Here is a 20,435-nt window from a genome sequence, read left to right as displayed (position 1 = left end):
AGAACGCCCGTCAACGGGCAATGCAAAGAGCTACAACGATTTCAAGTACGCGACCAAGTCGGCGGCTTCGCCGTCCGTCAACGGCTCGCTTCCGTTGACTTTGTCGGGGCTGTGGTAATCGGTCACGACTTCCAACAAACTCTTCGCCCGACCGTGATGAAGCCACCGAACCTTGGTGTACGACCCGTTAAGCGACGGAGTGTTATAGCCTTGATAGTGGTCGCTCTTGGACCCCGTACCGACGTCATGAATTTCGCCGTCGGTGAAGGTTGATCCGTGGTGGCAATCGATGCAAGCCGCCTTGTTGCTTTCGAACACTACCTTGCCTCGCGCGGCCGCTTCGGAAAGCGAGCCCCCGTCGCCGCGAAACGGATTGGGCGGGAAATCGAGCGTTTCCAAATACGCGATCAACGCGGACTTGTCCGCCGGCGCTGGTCGGACGCCCTGCATTGACGACACGATCGAACGATGCATCGCGTCGTCCAAGTCGGTTTGCCAACCGTGCCACGTCCAAGGACCGGTGCGAGTCACGTTTTGCAGCGGCAAGACCGTCTTGAACGTCATCTCCGTTGCATCGTTGAACGTATCCATGATCTTCGCATTCGTGCCACCTCCGGCGTGACACGTTTGACAACTGTACCACTGGTCCAAGCTGCGCACGGCGTCGTGAAAAATCTCCATTCCTTTTCTCGCCAGCGTCAATGTCTTCGCGCCGCCCAAGTCGATTTCTGCGATCACTGCTGCCTCGTCACGGCTGACGACTTGGACACTGTTGCGCAAATAGTTGGCCACGAAAATTGTTTGGTCGTCATCTGCGATCGCGATGCCCATCGGACGACCGCCGACTTCGATGCGCTCGAAACGATCGGCGTTGTATTGCAATTGGGGATCGATCAAGTCGCCGGGGCCGCCTTCGGCAATGAACGGCATGTCGGGCAATCGGTATGACAACAATTCGTGCGTACCCGATGATGATGCGATCAATCGCTTACCATCGGAAGTGATCGCAACGTCGTGCGTATCGGCAACAGCCAATTCAGGAACGTCTAGCGAAACCGCTTCACGGTACGCCGCGCCGTCGAGACGTACGCGTCCCATGCGGCTGGCCAAGACCCAGCCCAATTTGATGTTGCGCACCGTTATCGGGTTGGTGCGATAAACCATCCAAGGAAAATACGCATAGGTTCCGTCCGACGACGTGATCATCTGACCCAAATTGATGCCACCCGACAGCGGCTCGGTGTAAAGCGTTTTTCCCGAATCGATTTCGATGACGGCGATCTCGCTGTTACCGGCAAGTCCGACCGCCAACCGTTTCCCGTCCGGTGTCAGGGTCAAGTAACGCGGCCAGTTGCCGGTCGAAAAGCGACGAATGACTTTGGCGGCATTCAAATCGACTTCTACGATTTCCGCGTTGGCAACGCAGCCGACGTAAGCCTTTGTCGAATCAGGCAAAATCGCGATTCCACACGGTTGCATACCGACGTGGACCGAATTGACGAGGACAAGTTTGCCACGATCGGCGTCGATACGAAGCTGATGCAGGTTTCCGTCCCAAGCCGTGCTGACAACGACGTGCTTCCCGTCGGGAGTCCCAAGCACATTGGCGGGATGGTCCCCCACGATAATTTCGTCGATGACTTGGCGATCCGTCACTCGGATCAACGACAACGACCCCGAAGTCTCGTTGGCGGTCACGATCCATTGCTGGTCGGCTGAAATCACCAGATCGATGGGGGATCGGTCCACACCGACCAGCTTCGATGTCGCCGTTTCGGCAGCGATCAACCCGTTGGCCAAGTGGTTCGACAAACCTAAGGCGAAAGCCACTAACGCCAGTATTCGCCCGGTTTTCGCCAAGTGTCTGAATCTCATTTTGGAAGCAAATCATCCTCGAAAGCGATGAATCATTCATAAAAAGTTCGGGCGAGCGGCGGAAAGACTTCCCGCACGGTCATTGATACATAACATAGCCGGGTCTGGCGGATCGGTCGAACGAATCAACGGGGATACCAAACAACTGGGATCTTAACCGTCGCCTCGCCCGGACGAGGTTTTACACCCCACACCTAGCCGTATGCCTTACAATGGCAACAACCTTGTGAACCACGAGTCGATCGGACCCATCTGATCCAAACTCGATTTTGCTCCCTCCCTTTGAAGGATGTCTCTGTGAAGAAGTTTTTTGTGTTGAGCCTTGGACTGGTTGCCGCGATGGCGACCGCATGCGTGACCGGCACAGCGCAAGCTGAAGAAGCCGCTACCGCAGACCACGTGAAGAGCGGTCCTCAAGGCGGCGATCACCTTGGCCCGTTTACGGTTACCAAAATTGCCGGCGCCGAAGATGACGGTGTCGCCGAAGGCAAAAAGTTGTGCTACCGATGCAAGAATGGCAGCCGTCCTCAAGTGGTGATCTTCACCCGTTCGACCGGCCCCGAAGTCGCCGCATTGGTTGCAAAACTTGACGCAGCGATGGTCGAGCACGAAGGCGAAAAGCTCGCATGTTTCGTCAACGTGATGGGCGAGAACCCAGAAGCCGCTGCGGAATCGGCCAAGAAGTTCGCCATGACATCGAAGGCCAAGCACATCCCCTTCGTCGTGCCTAACGAATTCGAAAACGGTCCCGACGATTACGGAATCAACCCGAAGGCCGAAGTCACCGTGACCTTCGCCACCGACGGCACCGTGACCGCCAGCCACGGCTTCGCCAGCGCCAGCGAAGTTTGCCTCGACACCTGCATGGCCGACTTGGCCGCGATTGTCAAGTAGCGCAAAGTCGTTCTGACCAAGCGTCCCACGAATTTAGAAAAGCTCGACCGTTCATCCGGTCGGGCTTTTTTCGTTTGCGAGTGCTTCCTCAAGCCGTCAGCCCATCGAGTGTGGCCGAATTATTTTGAAGACTTCGCGTGTTTCCTTATGCACTCAAAAGGATTCCCATTGCTGTACCGATGATCGACATCGCAACCATTGCGGTGACGATGCGCACCAGGATGGGCTGAATGATGTTGAGCTTGGCGAGCATGCTGGATCCGGTGTCGTTTGAGATCTGATCGAACGATCGTTCTAAAACACCGGACATCTCGCCGACGTCGATCGTTGCTTTTTCGTCATCGGTCAGCATTTTGACTCGGCGGAACGCTTCGGCGATCGTCGCTCCGTTCTCGATCGCGGAACCGGCTTGCAACAGATCGCTTCTGGCCGCTTCGTTGCTAACGGTTTTCGCTGCCGTTTGAATCATCATTTCCACCCGATGGCCGCCCACCCCGTAAAGCAACGACATCACTCGAAAGAAACGATGGACAGCGATTTCTCGCTCGAGCGCGCCGACGAACGGGATCGCTAAGCGAACTTGGTCGAAGAAATATCGCACGGGCGTCATCAGCACGACCGCAACGATCACCGCAAGTTGGACCCACGAAAACGCTTCGACCAGCAGCGTTGTGATCGCACCGCCGACGGAGCCCAACCCCAGGTGCATCAATACCTTGATCGCCGATCCGAACAGCATGATCAGAACCGGAAACAACCACAACTTGCGTAAAGCAGTTGCCGGACCGGCAAGCAATCTGCAGTGACTCTCTAAGAACCCAAACGCTTCGTCGAGCCTGCCCGACATCTCGCCTGCCCGAACGACCGGAAGAAAAAACGGCGGCAGCCTGGGCTCACCGCTCGCCAATGCTTCGGCAATGGACGAACCACCAGCAACCTTTTCAGCCGCATCGATCCAGAGCGCCCCCAACCTCGATCGGCGAATCGGTTTCAAGCACAATTCGAGGCTGCGGGCGATACTTGCCGTCGACCGGACACACATTCCAAAATCATGACAAAAGCTCGCAAGCATTTTGTAAGGCGGACCTTGCAAACTGTTCAGCACCATCCGTGAGCGCCGGCGAAACTGACGCCACAGCCACTTCGGCATCTCGCTTTCCACCGAACCACGATTCGCTGATGCATTCGGACTTTGGCTCGGATCGCGGCCGTGGACTTGATTCATGGGTGATCGATCTTCATCAAGTGACTAAGGGTGTGCCCTTTGACAAGCTTCATTCCGCTTGGTGCTATTTGTCAGCGTCGGCAGGCTCACTCTGGTTCAGCCAAATATCAATCGGCGGCATGTTCATGAGTTCGTCAAAGAGGTTGACGTGTCCGGTAGCGAAATCGATATCGCCGTCCTGGTCAAAATCACCAACATCGCACGTCAGATGCGAGCAGACGCCTTGCTCGATCACATGCTTGCCGAAGTTCTGTTGACCGTCATTGATTAGGCAGATGATTGAGTCGGTGGTCTTCACCAAATCCGGATCCAGGACCTTCGTCGGAAGCGCCGACACCGCGACGATATCCAAGTCGGTATCAGCGTCCACATCAACGGCAACGGCTCGGTAGACACCAAACCCGTTCGCCACTCGATGAGCTTCGAAGTGAAGATCGCCTTTGTTCTCTAACCACTGAACCCCGTGGTACGGTTTCATCAGAGCGCTGTCGAACGAGTCTCCATTGGTGTACAGCACATCAATGTCTTCGTCTTGGTCAAGATCGATCAATTGAATCCCACTGGATCCGAACGATGGGTCGTTGGCGGCGTAAAGCGTTTGTGGCGAGAACTTGCCTCGCCCGTCATTGATAAAGGCCACGACCTCTTCGTGTGCCTGTGAGATCAACGCGATGAAATCGAGATGGCCATCTTGATTGATATCGATGACCGGAACGTGAATCGTTCCGTGACGGGGATCGAGTTGGCGTTCTTTGAACTGGAACTCGTCGCCGGAATCGCTGGTATTTTCTAGATACTGAATACTGCCGGTCGTCCTCCATCCGAATACCGCGACGATCAAGTCGATGTCGCCATCCGAATCGAAATCGCCGGGCTGGACATCAGCGACTCGACCAACGTTGTCCAACAGCACGACTTCTTCGTAGCCATTCTTACCGTCCGACTTCAAGCAAATGACCCGACCGTCATGATTGTCCGCGGGCACGAAGCTACCCAGATCGGCAACCAACACGTCGAGATTTCCATCCCTGTCGAGGTCGCAAATCGTACTGTGACACGGATTCCGAAGTTGAGCCAGTGTTCGAGCAGCCCGGTCGGGATGGTTGGGATCAAACGCCGATACCGATCCGTTTCGCATATCGGTCACCAACAATACGGGTCGCTCGCCTTCTTCCAGTGACACCCAGGCGACGTGCGCGACGCCGGGATTCGCGATCGCCGGCGCGGACGGTTTCAGCAACGCAAACTCCGTTGACGGTCCATGACTGCGTTGGTCCAAAACCGGGCTGAAGTCAAATTCAGTAGGAGCCTGGAGTCGGAAATACTTGGTCACTAGCGCTTGGTCAGGAACCTCCAAATCATGACGGTCAAATAGCTTGTACAGCTCGAAGCCTTGCTTGACTTCTTCGGCCCAGTGCGATTTGGGAAAGCTATAGGGCAGCGGGTTCGCGTGACAGTCGCCGCAGAACTTGTCAACCATTGGCTTCACGTCCGTAAAGAATTGCTGGGTGTCTTCCTCCTTCGTTCGGATGGCGGCAATCTGTTTGAGTCCACGTTGGGCGCGGCTATGACTGGCATCTGTTTTCAGGATGCTTTGATACGTTGCCTCTGCGTCGTCTATTCGGTCAAGCTGGATCAGTGCTTTGGCGATGAACAGGGAACGGGCGGCCTCAAGTTCGCCGTCATGTTTCATCCCCTCAAGCTTGTGGATGGCCGCGTCCGGATCGCCGTTGTTCAACTCCAAGCCGCACTTGATCAGGTCCGCGTGTGCTTGGTGGTCTTCGGACTGGTGAAGGCTGCGCCACAACTTTGTCGCCGTCCCACTTTCGCCTGCGTCGATTGCCTCGACAGCGGCATGAAAGTCTTGCTCCAATCGCAATGATATTTGACGTGATGCCAAGTGAACGACGAAGGCAACCAAAAGCGCACCAACCAAGATGACCGTCGCCAGAATCAATAGGACCAAGTTGCGATCTTGCGCTCGGTTACTGGAATTCATCAACGGCTCCCTTTTTCGCGCTTCAGAAAGTGGAGCCGATCACGCCAAATTCCATCAATCGAACCTGTGGTAGCGTTCTCGACTGGTCTTCATCCGAATTGCGAAGATCAAACGCAATCTCGGTCTGGTGGTCGCCGCACATCGTTTTGTGGGCAGCGAAGTATGTTAAGCGTTTCGGCCGCATCTCGAAAGCGCATTCCGCTTCCTATCTACTCGCAACTTTTCGAGGGCAACATCTACGAGTTGCAAGCGGCGGGCTTCCCATTCCTCCGTCTCGAAACGAAAAACGAGTCGCTCTTTCATGAGCGACTCGTAGGTTGAAATATTCCGTTTCGAAGTCTCGCGAAGCATTATGCTCGTCGAGCGTTTCGTCGACGTCGCAAGATCGCTGTACCGGCAACTGCAAGTCCACAGAACAGGAACGAACCCGGTTCGGGAACCGCGGCCACTGAGGTCGTGAGGTTGTCGAAATAGTAAGCACCACCATTGCCGGTGAGCGTCACCGAGTTAATCGAGTTAAGACCAGAATCGTCGACCAAGCCGACGAAGAACGCTTGGTTCGAATTGAGAAAACCGATTGGATCCGCCGCGCCCGCGACGGCGGCTGTACCGCCGCCTGTCAGAACTGCACCTCGATTGTTGGGTGCAATCACGAAAAGTCCAACGGCCTTTTGGGCGGATCCGAAACTCAACGTAACGGTATCGTTTTGCAGTGAAGTTGCAAAACCGTCAAATATTCCTCGCGGTTCACGACCGACGTAGAAATCACCGCTGATCGTGTCGCCGACTGCATCCGTTTCGAAAACCTGAACGTCGACGGCTTGGAAGAAGTCGTTGTCAATGCCGCTGAAAGTGATTCCTCCAAAAGTGGAGAGCACGGCGCCGCTGGAAAAGTTATCGAAATCAAAGACCACTTCCGCACTGGATCCGAGAGCTGCTTGATAGCTCGCATAATCATTGAAACTAACGACGGCTGCATTCGACGATGGGCAAACGCAAGTGATCGCCAGTGCGATGACGAGGGAACAAAGGTACTTCTTCACGAGACGCCTTTCACAAATACAATGAAGTTCACAGATGTACAAAAAGAGTAAGCGTTCAGCCGGGGCCATTCAAGCAAGGTGGGGGGGCTTTCTGGGAAATTCGCATCACAACCCCTCTTTTGGATCATGCCTCGTCTTTCGCGATTGGCATCCGAGGCTTGGCGTTTTCCGACGACATTCAACGCGTGTATCGACGGCGTATTTCATACTTTCTTGATCGTCTCGGAAGGTCGACAAGGGATATTTGAGACCGATCGGGTTCCATATTCTGTCGCGACTGACATAGCTCCACACGCGATCATCCCGCCGATTTCGTTTCGATTTCGTTTCGATGGCATAAATTGGCGTGAGCTTTTTCGCAGTTCAGGTTGGCGACCATGTAAATCTAGGAATTGCGGAAAATCGATAGCCCCAAACATTCGCAACGGCAAGCATAGGAATCCACCACCGGCTAAGGGTTGCTTGTCCTCCCCATTCTTCGCTTCTAAACAGGAAAGCAACGTCGCATGCATCGGTCCTACTTCGTTGCCAGTTTGTTCTTGGTAATCCTCCATGCTTCGCCCATTACCCCAGCGCGGGCGGAGGCGTCTAAAACGCACGCCGGGGCCGCCGAAGCAATCGTGCCCAGCGTCTATCGGTTGAGTCCCAGCGACGACGTGCAGTATCGATTGCAAGAGTTGCTGATTTCGGCCGTGCCCGGTGATGTGATCGAATTTGACGCGGGACTGTTCCAGTTCAACCGCCAGATCGATATCACGACCGATAACCTGACTCTGCGTGGGCAAGGATCGGGAAAGACAACGCTTACGTTCAAGGGTCAACTCTCCGGTGGCCAGGGTATCGAAGCCACCGGCAACAACTTTCTGGTCGAAGGTTTGGCGATTGAGGACACGGCGGGCAACGCCATCAAAGTACTCGGGGCACGCAACGTGACCTTCCGAGACGTCCGAACCGAGTGGACGGGCGAAACACTTGCGACCAACGGAGCCTACGGTTTGTACCCGGTCCAGTGCCGCAACGTTTTGATCGATTCGTGCGTGGCCATCGGTGCGTCGGACTCCGGCATCTATGTCGGCCAGAGTCGCGATGTGATCGTGCGTGGTTGTCGCGCCGAACGCAACGTGGCGGGTATCGAAATCGAAAATACCGTCGGCGCCGATGTGTACGACAATGTTGCCACCGACAACGCGGGCGGTTTGTTGGTGTTCGACTTGCCCGGATTGCAACAGAAGTCGGGCCGGAACGTTCGCCTGTTTCGCAATCGAATCAGCGGCAACAATCATGTCAACTTCGCAGCACCCGGAAACATCGTCGCAGCGGTTCCGCCGGGAACCGGATTGATGATCTTGGCGACGGATCACGTCGAAGCTTTTGACAATGACATCACGGACAACCAAACCGCCAGCATCCTATTGGTCAGCTATTTGGTCAGTGGCAAGAAGGTCAACGATCCGGACTACGATTCGATCCCCGAAGCCGTTTCGATCCACGACAACCGCATCTCGGGCGGCGGCACCAAGCCGAGTGGCGAATTTGGTCTGATGCTGTCGACGCTGGGCACACCGGTTCCTGACATCCTGTTCGACGGAGTCGTCAACCCAGAACGGTTGGTGGACGGCAAACTTCCCGATGAACTGCAGCATTCGATCGTCAACAACGGCAAGGCTAGGTTCCTGAATTTCAAATTTGCTGATTTGAATCCCATCAGTCTTGCCTCGGGCACGTACAAGCCGGAGCGCGACGTGTCGGTTTATTCGAAGCCCCGCGCATCGCTCGCGCCGATTTCACTGGCTGACCATGACCCGCCCACGAAACTTGCTGACAAGACGGTACTCGCTTACCGCGCGGCGCCGAAACGGCTGAGTGAGTTCGGGCTGTTCGAAGGAAACGGATCGACTCAGCAACCCGTCGCGGGCGTCGTTCCCTACGATCTGAACACGACGTTGTTCACCGACCATGCAACCAAGTACCGATTCATCCGTGTCCCCGATGGTGCGTCGATCGGCTACACGGATACGGGCGTCCTGCGTTTTCCAGAGGGCACCGTGATCGCCAAGACGTTTGCGTACCCGGTCGATGGCACCGATACGACCAAGGGGGAACGCTTGCTGGAAACGCGAATCGAATTGATCGAAGAAGGCGAATGGTTTGGGTACTCGTACCAGTGGAATGACGATCAGACGGACGCGTCGTTGCTGTTGGGCGGCGGTGAGGTCAACGTTTCGTGGATCAACGAGGATGGCGAACATCTTTCCAATCGATATGAAATCCCTAACGCGAATCAGTGCTTGAATTGTCATTCGCAAAACGCTGCCTATGTCCCCATCGGTCCCACCGCGATGAACATGAATCGCGACTATGACTTCGGCGACGGCAAAGCGAATCAATTGGACTATCTCGCCGAGAAACACTTGCTCGTCGATCTGCCGCCTGCCGCGAAACGAGACCGCATGCCGGTTTCGGACGACCCCAGCACGGGTTCATTGAACCAGCGTGCGCACGCGTGGTTGGACGTCAATTGCGCCCACTGTCACAGCCCTCAGGGCACGGCTCGCACGTCGGGGCTCGATCTGCGATTCAAGCAATCGGACCCGGCTAAGTTTGGACTGTGGAAATCGCCCGTTGCCGCAGGTCACGGTTCGGGTGGCCGCAGCTACGACATCGTCCCCGGCGAACCTGACAAATCGATTTTGCTTTACCGAATTCAATCGGCAACGCCTGGCATACGAATGCCGAGCGTCGGACGTAACATGGTGCCGACCAAAGGCGCGACGTTGATTGAACAATGGATCACAGCCATGCCGAAGGATAAGTAGCGTGTCATCAACCTCGACGGACTCGGCAGTGCCATCCCCAGTCGCGACTGAACTTTCAACCGAACATGCCGCCGCAATCGCAGATCTGCGCCGCGGTGCAGAGAAGCTCGGCAAGCTGGGTATCGGCGAACGCCAGCAATTGCTGCTCGATTGCGTCGCAGGAGTCGCCCAAGTCTGGGAAGAGTGGGTGTCGGCGGCGTGGCAGGCAAAACGAATCAGCCCCGGTGACGCGGCTTGCGCCGAAGACATCACGACGGGTCCGGTTCCTACGCTGCGATACCTTTGGCTGATGCACCAAACGCTCGACGACATCAAGCGTCACGGCAAACCTCGGTTGCCCGCCCAACCGTATGAACAAAACGGTCACTTGCGGGTTCCCGTCTTTCCGACTCGCAATCTTTACGATCGCCTGATGTTCGGTCCGATCAAGGCGTACGTACGAATGCCAAAGGACACGAACGCTGACGATTTATTTGGCGATGGGCTCAAACGAGCAACCGGTGGTATGAATGAACCGCCGTCGGTCGCCTTGATTCTTGGGGCGGGAAACATCTCGTCGATTCCGATCACCGATGCGCTGACGAAAATCTTTCAAGACAACCAAGCGGTTTTGTTGAAGATGAACCCCGTCAACGAATATGTCGGCCCCCTGTTCGAACGAGCGTTTCGTCCGCTAGTCGACGCCGGATTACTGCGAATCGTTTACGGTGGTTCGGGCGTGGGCGCCGCATTGATCGCGGCGGAGGGTGTCGATCGAGTTCACATCACCGGATCGGACCGGACCCACGACGCGATCGTATGGGGCGGCAGCGAGCAAGAGCAGAGCCAGCGCAAAGCGGCCAAGACACCAAAGCTGGACAAGCCAATCACTAGCGAACTGGGCAATGTCAGTCCCTGGATCGTTGTGCCGGGCCAGTACACCGAGCGTCAGTTGCGATTTCAAGCCGAAAACGTTGTGGCGTCGGTGACCAGCAACGCCTCGTTCAACTGCATCGCCACCAAGATGTTGATCACTTCCAAGACGTGGCCCCAACGCGAGTTGTTTTTGAAGTTGATCGACGAGACGCTGGCGCGGTCGGCGAAGCGGTTCGCGTACTACCCCGGTGCCAAGGATCGATACGCCAAATTCGCCGGCGACGATGGGGTGCCAAACGACGATAGCGACGACTCGGGTATTTTGGCGTGGAGGTTTCGGCGCGGCGTTTCGATCAACGAGGAACCGCATCTGTGCAAAGAAGAGTCGTTCGTTTGCGTGTTCGGCGAGACTTCTTTGGACGGCGAATCGCCGACGGAGTTTTTGAACCATGCCGTCGATTTCGCGAACGATCAAATGTGGGGCACCCTTGCGGCGGCGTTGACGGTGCCACGAGACTTCGAGCGCACCCGAAACGCCGAACTGAACAAAGCCGTTGATCGATTGAAGTACGGAGTCGTCGGGATCAATCAATGGCCGGGCGTCGCATTCGCGTTGATGTCCACGCCTTGGGGCGCCTTCCCGGGCGCGACGCTCGACGATATTCAAAGCGGTATCGGCAGCGTCCACAACACGTTCTTGCTGAACCAGCCGGAACAGAGTGTGATTTCATCGCCGCTGACGATTTTTCCCAAACCGATGTGGTTCTCCACACACCGCTGTGCCGAATCGGTTGCCCGCAGTCTGGTGAATCTTTATCTGCATCGAACGCCGTGGCGAATCCCGCCCGTGTTGTTCCACGCGATGCGTGGCTAGGAAGTGGCCCCGCAAGTGCCGTTCGCCGCGTGCCCGGTCGAGTCGACATGACCGTTTTCGGTTATCATGGTTGCATGAAACAGATCGTTACCATCGTCCGTCCGCACTTGGCCGAGAAGGTCTTGAAGAGTCTTCGGTTGGCGCCCATCGAAGCGCTTAGCGTGACCGAGGTGAAGGGATACGGGCGGCAAAAAAGCTATTTGGACGAGTATCAGGAAACCGAATACTCGCAAGTGTTCGTGCCCAAGGTCGAAATCACGATGTGGGTCGATGATAGCCGGTGCGACGAGATCCTTGAAAAGATCGTCACGGTCGCCCGCAGCGGACGTATCGGCGACGGAAAAGTCTTTGTGCTCCCCGTGGGCGAATACTTGTAGGCGTCCGATGCAGTGGCCCGTTCTTCCCGATTACGGATGCATTCCACGTTGGCCCGCCGACGGCCAGGCGTTCATCCACCCCGATGACGTCGCCATCGCAACGCGGTGCTTCCCCAGCGAACGGGTCTTTCGTCGCGACCGATTTGACGGCGTGTACTACCACTACACGTACGGAAAGATTCGGTTTCGATTGCGTCCGTGCATGTGGTTGACGGTCAAGTCGGACGGCATCGACATTGGCGATGAAGTCGAAACGATCGGGTTGGGACTGGAAAGAGAACTCTTCGTCGCCCGAGTCTGGGGAATGCACTTCGTGCGTCGCAAAGGCTGCATTCTGTACCGCCTGCGACGCAACGAAACACTGGTCCCACGGCTGTACTCGGCCAGCCAGCTGCGATTGCTGACAGATAAAGCAACGGTCCGACAAGGTGAAGTCGAACACCCCACACCCAAGTGGTCGGGACAAGGCGAAACCATCACCGACGTGGATGTCGGTGATTAAGAGTCTGAGCAGCGAACGGTCTAAGCGTCCGCTTTGGCTCGACGTTGCTTGCGGGTGCGAACACCCATAACGCCTGCGAACCCGATCGCGATCAGTGCCAGCGACGAAGGCTCTGGAACAGCTTGAACATTGACGTTGAATCCGATGTCATACAGGGATCCGATTGTCGTGTTGCTGATGAAGTCCATATTGGGGCTCGCCCAGCCCGTCATCAATTCATCACGTCGGTCACGGCCCATTGTGTCGACGATCCCAGTCAGCGATTGACCAAAGTTGTCAGCCTCATTCCAGTGGCCGTGGGCCGTACCGGAACCGCCGCTGAGTTCGACGGGTACAAACGTCGCACCGGAAGCGCCGACAATCTCAGCCTGGTAGGCCGCCAACCCAGCGGCACCGACGTATTGGCCTGGAGTACCGCCCGCCAGGGTACGATTGCTGTTGCCCGCAGTACCATCGCTGTAAACTTCGTTGTCTTCCCAAAGCGTTCCGATTCCCAATGCGTGGCCAATCTCGTGCTTGACCGTGTCGGCAGAAAGCGAGCCAGCGTCTGGGTGTATATTGAAATTAGCGTTACCGCCCGTCGAGATAATGAATCGGGAGTTGCTCGGCACCGGTCCACCGTCGCTGACGACGTTCGAGAACGCCAATCCCGATGGTCCAGCCGATCCCAACAGAACCCCGCCACCCGATGCCGCCTGCGAGAACGTGTCGACAGTCAGCGTCCAGCTTCGCGAGACTCCATCACGATGGTTGATAATAATGTCATCCCAGAAGGACAAGCCTGAAGTGAACAGTGCCTGATCAGATACGGAAAGGTCCGACATCGCCTGTGCGGTAAAAGTCACTCCGAACATCATGTCCGCACGACTTGCTGCGCCTGTGGCAAGCGTCGCGAAACCGAATGCGAAGAGAAAGAAGAGTCGCTGAATCATGAGTGGTCCTTTGAACAAGCGTGCTGTGCGATTGCGTCATGTTAGCCTTGCCGACGCCACTGTTCCACCTTTCTAGCGTCGAAAAGTCGTGGTCAAACAGAAAAAATCGATTTAACCGCCATCCCCATGGGATTCTGTACAGGCTTTCGGTGTTCATAGGGGAGTGCCTGGACCCGTTGTGGGGTCTTTGGACGAGAATGCCTAGCGACGTCGCCGAGCCGGCGAACTAGAACGCTTCGATCACTTCGTGCCCGGCTTTGGTGATCAGCGACGCGTAGATTTCGCGGTCGATGTACTCCGTTAGAAACCGCGTGCTGCCGTCGGCCAAGTTGATTTGTAGACCGCCGGTATGGAACGAATAGGCTTCGTTGTTGTTGGTCTTGTTGATCAGCCATGGTCCCGAACAACTCAGGCCGTCGTCGCTGAATCCGTGAATGGGGATGAAGTTGCCGGCGTCTGCCCAGCCGCCGTGTTTGGCACGACCACCGCTGACGTTCGCATTGCCACAACCATTGTTGTTGGTGGGCGGCCCAAGGCGATTGACGACCCAGTACTGTGGCCGCCCGGCACACTCGACAAGCAGCATGGTGTTGCTGGTGCCATCGAGAACATCGCGAAACCGCGTGATGCTGGGTGAGATCAAGCCGATGCGGCTGACTCGCGGTTTGATGAACCCCGCGTTGATGATGTCGCGGGTGATATGTTCATGCGGTACATAGCCGATCGGTGCAGTGCGAATGTTGGCGTTGATCCGATCGAGCATCCGATTGTCCGGAGTCGATGGACACAGAAACGTATCCACGTGCTTGTCGATGACGTCACGATTTTTGGGCGCGTCCCAGCGAACCGAAAAATCGTACCGCGAGTAAATGTCGCCTTCTTCGATGAACGGCAACAGTGCGGCGGCCCAAGAGTGAAGATGCGTCGGTGAAGCGCGGCGAGGAAATTGACGATAGGCCGCGTGATAGTTGTGCGCGGCAAGCGCGACCTGGCGCAGGTTGTTCGAGCAACTCATCCGCCGCGCCGCTTCACGAGCCGCCTGGACCGCGGGCAGCAACAGCCCGACAAGGACGGCGATGATCGCGATCACCACCAATAACTCCACCAGCGTGAACGCAGGGTTTGTCCTCTGGTGCATCAGGTTGCTTTCGACGCTTTGAGCAATGAGATTCCAAACGCACCACGAAAGGCGGAGTGAAATCGGGCGAGCGACACGCCAACCCAACGTCACACTATAGCGGACAGACGTATAGCAAACCACGCTGTTCCGACGCGATTCCAAGTGTTTTCAAACATCGATCGCGTGTTGCGGACGGGCTTTAGGAACTGCGTGTTGTGGGCAACTTCCCTCAGAACGGCCTGAGTCAATCGTCCTTCAACGTCAACGCCAGTTGCTCTTTGCGATGGGCAACCGCTTCCCGCTTGGTTTTGAAGGTCTTGAATCGTTGGCGGCCGTCCTCTTGCCAACTCGCGACCCAGCGATCGTAGACGTTCTTGCTGACTCCCGTGGTTCCCGACGAATTATTGATCGCTTTGGTACGCGGGCCCTTGCGCCATTGTCGTTCCCCCAATTCGCGTATTTGTTCGTCCCGCCAAGCGATCGCACTGGCCAGCGATTTCCGAATGCCGCCGTTTGAGAACCGAAAGTACTTCGAGTATTCGACCCCATCACGAACCATACGAACGGTCCAGCCGTCGACGCCCCGATTGATGTTGGTTAACTTTTTCATGGCACTATCCTATCACTTTTTAACGTTCCGGTTCGATCGAACCGCCCCTCCAACATGTTTTTTACGCAGCGAAGCGTCGATCGTTTCAAGATGCAAACGAAAAAGCCCGGCGAATGTTTCGATTCGTCGGGCTTCGGTAAAGTGGAGCTGAAGAGATTTGAACTCTCGACCTCCGCATTGCGAACGCGGCGCTCTCCCAGCTGAGCTACAACCCCAGGTTTCACCGCTCATTTTATCAGAGCAATTGGACAGTTGTCAGCCCAACTTTTCGAGCTTTGGTCAGTTTTCGAATTCTAGGCTTCGTTCTTCGCAAGTCGTTCGCTTGGTTCTACGAACGGGTTGTTCTGGACGGCGCCGATTTTTGCGGGGCCGGGCTTGGCGTTGCTGCCGTGGATGTACGGGTTACAGCATGGTGCGGTGGATGCCGGACCGGGCGTAGCGACGTTTGGTTCCAGGAAGTCGCTTCGTAGGCGGCTGTGGTAGTCGGCACCGGCTTGGACCTGCGGCGGGGCTGCGAAGGGGCTCAATCCATACGGTCGTGCGTGGCGAGCACCGTAGTACACGGGCGGATTCGTCGCAAAGTACGGAGGTGTCCGGATCGACGTCGAATATTGGGCACCGTATGGCTGGTAGAATCCGAAGGGAACAAACCCGACTCCGGCGCCGAATCCCTGGGCCGATGCGGCATTGCTGCTCAAATCGTTGGAGCCCAGAACGGAAGCGACCACCAGCGAACACGCCGCAATGAGATACCTATTCATCGAAAGACCTTTGCATACCAAGATGGAGAATCGGACGGTCACGCGAAAGAAGTTTTCGCCGTCCACGCCCCCACGCGACTGATCTGCTTCCAAACTAATCGCTCTCCCAGCCGCTTCAACCATTGTTGCCCGAGAATCCGTCGTTTTCGGATCCACCGGCCCCACCCGATGCGACGCCCGCTCATTCCCACAGAAAAGGACAGTTTTGGACATCGCCTGCGTAATTCATTCGCTCGACGGCGGCGGCGCCGAACGCGTCATGGCGGGGCTGGCGACGCGGTTGGCCCAGCGGGGGCACCGGGTGACGCTGGTGACGCTCGACGACGGGGCCACCGATCGACACTCGGTCGAAGGCGTCGTCCGGCGGCCGTTGGACGTGATGGGCGAGAGCGGGTCGCCCATCGCAGCGATCATGAATTTGCGGCGACGGGTCGGTGTCCTTCGCGCTGCGGTGCAGGACATTCGGCCCGACGTGGTGCTTTCGTTCTGTGACCGCACCAACATTTTGGCCGTGATGGCGATCGCGCCGACGGGAATTCCGATTGTGATCAGCGAACGAAGTGATCCGGCTGAGCAGACTCTCGGTCGGTTTTACAGTTGGCAACGATCGCGAATGTATCCACGGGCCGATCGCGTCATCGCTCAGACCGATGCCGCGGCCGGGTACCTCCAGTCGATCCTTGATCGACATTCCAACCGCCGCCGCCCGGACAAGGTCGACGTGATTGCGTCGGCCGTCGATGCTCCGCCGCTGGTTTCGGATCGAACGATCGCAACCACAAACCGGCGCATCGTTGGCATCGGACGACTGGAGACTGAAAAGGGTTTTGATCGGTTGATCGAAGCGTTCGCACTCGTCCACCGGCGGCATCCGGATTGGACTCTGCGAATCGTGGGCGAGGGGACGAAGCGGCCCGACTTGGAATCTCAAGTTCGTCAACTCGGTCTGCAGTCGCATGTCACCATGCCTGGGTGGGTGCGGCCGGTGTGGGGCGAACTTGCCCCGGCGACGGTGTTCGTGTTGCCCAGTCGCTATGAAGGGTTTCCGTCGGCGTTGATGGAATCGATGGCGGCGGGAGTCCCCAGTGTCAGCGTCGATTGCCCCAGCGGTCCTGGTGCGATTGTGAATGACGGCGTCAACGGTCTACTGGTCGCTGACAACGTCGACGGCATCACGGGTGGCATCGAGCAGATGATCCAAGACCCGCCGCATCGCGAATCGATGGGCCGAACCGGCACCGAAGTTCTGCAGCGGTTCGGATGGGACGCAATGGTGGACGCGTACGAGCAGGTATTGAGCGAAGCGTCAGCGTTACCAGGCCGATCGGCACGCTAACGACGATTGACCGGTTGCACTAGAATACGGACGTATCCAAGCAACGATCCAAACGCAGGAGCGAGAATTGACCGCGACCCGGATGATAGAACCCCGATGGCAGACGCTCGTCTACGTCATTGCAATGTTTGCGACGTTGCCGGCAAACCGACTCGTTTTGGCCGCCGAATTGCCGGTCCGCATGGCAACTCAGGCCGGGCCCGCGATCGAAGGTTCGCTGGTCGGCATCCTTGGCTCGTCGGTGCGGGTCAGAGTCAACGGCCAAATCCAATCCATTCCGTTTGCCGATTTGCAAACGGTCATGCCGACGGAAGACACCGATGCGACCGGTCCAACGTTTCGCGTCACGATGGCAGACGGATCCAAGATAGCCGCCGACGACGTTTCGCTGACTGACTCGGGCTTGGTCATCGATCCGCGTGGACAGCGTCCGATTCGCGCGTCGGTTAAGTTGGTCAAGGCGATCCGGTTTCGTCCCGCTTCACCGGCGACGGACGCCCAGTGGTTGGGGCTGTTAGAAAAAGAATCTCGCGGCGATGTGATGGTGATCCGCCGCCCCGGCGACAAACTGGATCCCGCGTCGGGCATCATCGAAACCATCGCAGACGCAAAAGTCAACTTCGTATTGGAAGGCGACGCCGTTGCGGCGCCGATCGAGAAACTGGAAGGCGTTATCTTTGGCGGCGGTGCCCGCGTGGATGACGAAGCCGATATTCGAGTCGACGATATCTATGGTTCCACGTGGTCGGTCGCGGCGCTGCTGGATTCCGAAGCCGAACAACCGCTGCGGATGAAGCTGTCGTCGGGTATCGAACACGAGCTGCCGCCCAATCAAATCGCTTCGATGCGCTTCACCAGCGGCATGTCGATGCTGGCCAACGAGAAGCCGGCCGCATCAACGATATCAACCTACATTGCGACCAGCGTCGACGCCGAGTTGACACAAGCCTTCTTTGGGGCGTCAACCGTCGACGAAGGCAACCTGCAGATGCACGGTGGCTGCAGAGTCGAGTATCGCGTTGCCGATGGCTTTGAAATCTTTACCGGCAGCGTCCGCCGAGCCAACGACGTGGTGGCAGCCGGTGAAGTCATGGTGCTAATCGAAATGGACGGGAAAAACGTTTGGGAACAGTCGCTCGGTGACGCGGAACTTCGCGGTTTCGAAATCCCGGTCAACGGTGCGAGACGTTTGTCGATCGAAGTCGATAGTCGAGGCGACGGAGACCTCGGGGACAGCATCGTTGTGCTGCGACCGCGACTGTTGAAGTGAGATTGTTGACGTGAGACCTCGTATCGACACAGAATCGATGCCGTTCGATAGAAACTTTTAGGAAGCTTCGTTTGATGACCATTTTTGTTCGTGCGTTCTTCTGTGCGCTGTTGACGACTTCGCTGGCGTGTGCGGACGTTCCGTTGGAGCTTCCCGCGATCGTGCGAGATGCGGAAAACAGTCGCATCGAGGCGATCGATCGCGCGAGGCCTTCCGCGGTCAGCGTGTTTGTGCCCGGTGGCGGGGGTGGCGGCAGCGGCGTGTTGGTCTCGCCGGCTGGTTATGCCCTGACCAACTTTCACGTCACCAGTCCCGCCGGAACGTTCATGCGATGCGGGTTGAGCGATGGCAATATCTACGACGCCGTGATCGTCGGCATCGATCCGGTCGGCGATCTGGCAATGATTCAGTTGATCGGCTTGGACGGCAAACCACGCAGCGACTTTCCCGCCGCCACGATCGGCAGCAGCCGGGCCGCCCAGCCGGGCGATTGGTGCATGGTGATCGGCAACCCGTTTTTGCTGGCGACGAACTTGCAACCCACGGTCACCTACGGAATCCTTAGCGGCGTCGGTCGGTATCAGTATCCGTCGGGGACGTTGTTGGAATACGGCGATTGTTTGCAGACCGATGCGTCGATCAACCCCGGCAACTCGGGCGGGCCGATCTATGACGCAACCGGAAAACTGTTGGGTATCGTCGGCCGTTGCTCGTTCGAGAAACGTGGCCGAGTGAATGTGGGCGTCGGCTACGCGATCTCGATCAACCAAGCCCAAAATTTTCTGGGTGCATTGCATTCCGGCCGCATCGTCGATCACGCAACGCTGGGCGCGACCGTCGGAACCGACCCGGATGGTGGCGCCAGGGTGACGAACATTTTGGAATCCAGCGATGCATATCGCCGCGGACTTCGGTACGGCGCCGAGATCACCGAGATCGACGGTCGAGTCGTGCAAACGGCCAACGATGTTCAGAACGTGTTGGCGACGTTCCCGGCCGGTTGGCGGATTCCGATTCGCTATCGCATCAGCGGCGAAAGCCGCGACACGCTGGTTCGATTGGCAAGCGTGCATTCGCCAGACGAGTTACTGGAAAAGATGGCCGGTGCCCTTCCGCCTCCGCCGCCTCGCGAAGAACCCGAGCCCAACGATGATGAAGGCGACGGCGAAAAGGATCTCGAAGGCGGTGGACCAACGCCTGCACCGGAGAATGAAGCGCACGGCGGCGGCGAGATTCCGAAGTCGATCAAGGATCAATTGATCGAACGCAAAGGCTATGCGAACTATCACTTCAATCAAGTTCGCCAACGATCGTTTATCGAATCGCTCCGGAATCAGTTTCCAGTCGCAGAATCAAAAAGCACGAAAGCGAACGACGCGGACTCGCCCCTGGCATGGGTGATCGAGGGCGTAACAGCCGATGCCGATGCGAAGCCGGTCAAGATTCGTGTCTCGTCGAAAAAGATGGTGATGTTCGTGGGCGATCGTCCGGTGCAGATCGACACAAAAAACGAATTGTACGAAGCCGTGACCCGCCGGTCGCCGGTCGGCATGTTGGCGGCGCTGGACGCTTGGCGACGCATGATCGCGGTGGGTCCGGATCGATTCGGCGAAACGTTCTACTGGGGTACGATGCCTTTGGGCGGTCAGCGTCCACTTCGCGACTGTGTCATCGGCATCGATGGCGAGATCGAAACGCGTTTTCTGTCGCATCCCGATTCGGCTGTCGTCGAAGCCATCGAAGCATTCGCCGATCGCGATGAAGACCCGGCGGAATTGTGGATCGTCCGTGACAACGACGATGTGACAACGATGCCGACGGCGTTGGATTTGCGATACGGCACTGCAACGCTGTTGAAGGTGAATGTCACGTCATGGAATTCGATTCCCGAATCGGAACTCGAAGAGGAACCGAAGTCATGAATGTTTCCGCATCGTTTTTCCGAT

Annotated in this window: 16 protein-coding genes and 1 tRNA gene; 8 read left to right on the top strand and 9 right to left on the bottom strand. The window is 57.0% G+C overall.

Annotation, left to right across the window (positions count from 1 at the left end; translation table 11 throughout):
• Positions 1–30 precede the first annotated feature (30 nt).
• Positions 31–1,875, bottom strand: coding sequence for a YVTN family beta-propeller repeat protein (locus tag Poly51_RS04030; protein WP_146454451.1), 1,845 nt, complete (start codon positions 1,873–1,875; stop codon positions 31–33).
• Between the two features lie 297 nt (positions 1,876–2,172).
• Between Poly51_RS04030 and Poly51_RS04025 the strand changes: the two genes are divergently transcribed.
• Positions 2,173–2,769, top strand: a complete 597-nt coding sequence (locus Poly51_RS04025) for a hypothetical protein (RefSeq protein WP_146454449.1) — start codon at positions 2,173–2,175, stop codon at positions 2,767–2,769.
• A 145-nt stretch (positions 2,770–2,914) separates the two neighbouring features.
• On the opposite strand, the gene Poly51_RS04020 is transcribed toward Poly51_RS04025, so the two are convergent.
• The 3 genes from Poly51_RS04020 to Poly51_RS04010 all read right to left on the bottom strand — a co-directional run bounded on the left by Poly51_RS04020 (position 2,915) and on the right by Poly51_RS04010 (position 7,036).
• Positions 2,915–3,994: a type II secretion system F family protein gene (locus Poly51_RS04020; RefSeq protein WP_146454447.1), complete on the bottom strand. Its 1,080-nt coding sequence runs from the start codon at positions 3,992–3,994 to the stop codon at positions 2,915–2,917.
• Positions 3,995–4,058: 64 nt separating this feature from the next.
• Positions 4,059–5,993, bottom strand: a complete 1,935-nt coding sequence (locus Poly51_RS04015; RefSeq protein WP_146454445.1) for an FG-GAP repeat domain-containing protein — start codon at positions 5,991–5,993, stop codon at positions 4,059–4,061.
• A gap of 350 nt (positions 5,994–6,343) precedes the next feature.
• Positions 6,344–7,036: a PEP-CTERM sorting domain-containing protein gene (locus tag Poly51_RS04010; protein WP_186775323.1), complete on the bottom strand. Its 693-nt coding sequence runs from the start codon at positions 7,034–7,036 to the stop codon at positions 6,344–6,346.
• A 506-nt stretch (positions 7,037–7,542) separates the two neighbouring features.
• Between Poly51_RS04010 and Poly51_RS04005 the strand changes: the two genes are divergently transcribed.
• The 4 genes from Poly51_RS04005 (at position 7,543) to Poly51_RS03990 (ending at position 12,460) form a co-directional block, all read left to right on the top strand.
• Positions 7,543–9,852 (top strand): SO2930 family diheme c-type cytochrome, encoded by a 2,310-nt coding sequence (locus Poly51_RS04005; RefSeq protein WP_146454441.1) that lies wholly within the window; start codon positions 7,543–7,545, stop codon positions 9,850–9,852.
• Between the two features lie 28 nt (positions 9,853–9,880).
• Positions 9,881–11,581, top strand: coding sequence for an aldehyde dehydrogenase family protein (locus tag Poly51_RS04000; protein ID WP_146454439.1), 1,701 nt, complete (start codon positions 9,881–9,883; stop codon positions 11,579–11,581).
• A gap of 74 nt (positions 11,582–11,655) precedes the next feature.
• On the top strand, positions 11,656–11,958 hold the full coding sequence (locus Poly51_RS03995) for a P-II family nitrogen regulator (protein WP_146455183.1): 303 nt from the start codon (positions 11,656–11,658) through the stop codon (positions 11,956–11,958).
• 7 nt (positions 11,959–11,965) lie between these two features.
• Positions 11,966–12,460, top strand: coding sequence for a hypothetical protein (locus Poly51_RS03990; RefSeq protein WP_146454438.1), 495 nt, complete (start codon positions 11,966–11,968; stop codon positions 12,458–12,460).
• Positions 12,461–12,480: 20 nt separating this feature from the next.
• Here Poly51_RS03990 and Poly51_RS03985 read toward each other — a convergent pair whose 3' ends face one another.
• The 5 genes from Poly51_RS03985 to Poly51_RS03965 all read right to left on the bottom strand — a co-directional run bounded on the left by Poly51_RS03985 (position 12,481) and on the right by Poly51_RS03965 (position 15,883).
• A complete protein-coding gene (locus tag Poly51_RS03985) occupies positions 12,481–13,392 on the bottom strand; it encodes a PEP-CTERM sorting domain-containing protein (RefSeq protein ID WP_146454436.1) in 912 nt (303 codons plus the stop codon).
• A 226-nt stretch (positions 13,393–13,618) separates the two neighbouring features.
• Positions 13,619–14,530, bottom strand: a complete 912-nt coding sequence (locus Poly51_RS03980) for a DUF1559 domain-containing protein (RefSeq protein WP_146454434.1) — start codon at positions 14,528–14,530, stop codon at positions 13,619–13,621.
• A 226-nt stretch (positions 14,531–14,756) separates the two neighbouring features.
• Positions 14,757–15,122 (bottom strand): hypothetical protein, encoded by a 366-nt coding sequence (locus tag Poly51_RS03975; RefSeq protein ID WP_146454432.1) that lies wholly within the window; start codon positions 15,120–15,122, stop codon positions 14,757–14,759.
• 142 nt (positions 15,123–15,264) lie between these two features.
• Positions 15,265–15,337 (bottom strand) — tRNA-Ala (locus Poly51_RS03970).
• A gap of 78 nt (positions 15,338–15,415) precedes the next feature.
• Positions 15,416–15,883 (bottom strand): hypothetical protein, encoded by a 468-nt coding sequence (locus Poly51_RS03965; protein WP_146454430.1) that lies wholly within the window; start codon positions 15,881–15,883, stop codon positions 15,416–15,418.
• Between the two features lie 205 nt (positions 15,884–16,088).
• Between Poly51_RS03965 and Poly51_RS03960 the strand changes: the two genes are divergently transcribed.
• The 3 genes from Poly51_RS03960 (at position 16,089) to Poly51_RS03950 (ending at position 20,411) form a co-directional block, all read left to right on the top strand.
• The gene (locus tag Poly51_RS03960; protein WP_146454428.1) at positions 16,089–17,219 is read left to right on the top strand and encodes a glycosyltransferase family 4 protein; all 1,131 of its coding nucleotides are present in this window, start codon (positions 16,089–16,091) and stop codon (positions 17,217–17,219) included.
• An 82-nt stretch (positions 17,220–17,301) separates the two neighbouring features.
• Entirely contained in the window at positions 17,302–18,489 is a 1,188-nt protein-coding gene (locus Poly51_RS03955) for an NPCBM/NEW2 domain-containing protein (RefSeq protein WP_146454425.1), read from the top strand.
• 74 nt (positions 18,490–18,563) lie between these two features.
• Positions 18,564–20,411, top strand: coding sequence for a S1C family serine protease (locus Poly51_RS03950; protein ID WP_146454423.1), 1,848 nt, complete (start codon positions 18,564–18,566; stop codon positions 20,409–20,411).
• Positions 20,412–20,435: the final 24 nt, after the last annotated feature.

It is taken from the genome of Rubripirellula tenax (assembly GCF_007860125.1).
Lineage (GTDB): Bacteria > Planctomycetota > Planctomycetia > Pirellulales > Pirellulaceae > Rubripirellula > Rubripirellula tenax.
Note: the sequence above shows the minus strand (reverse complement) of the source record. Positions and strands in the feature narration are given on the sequence as shown.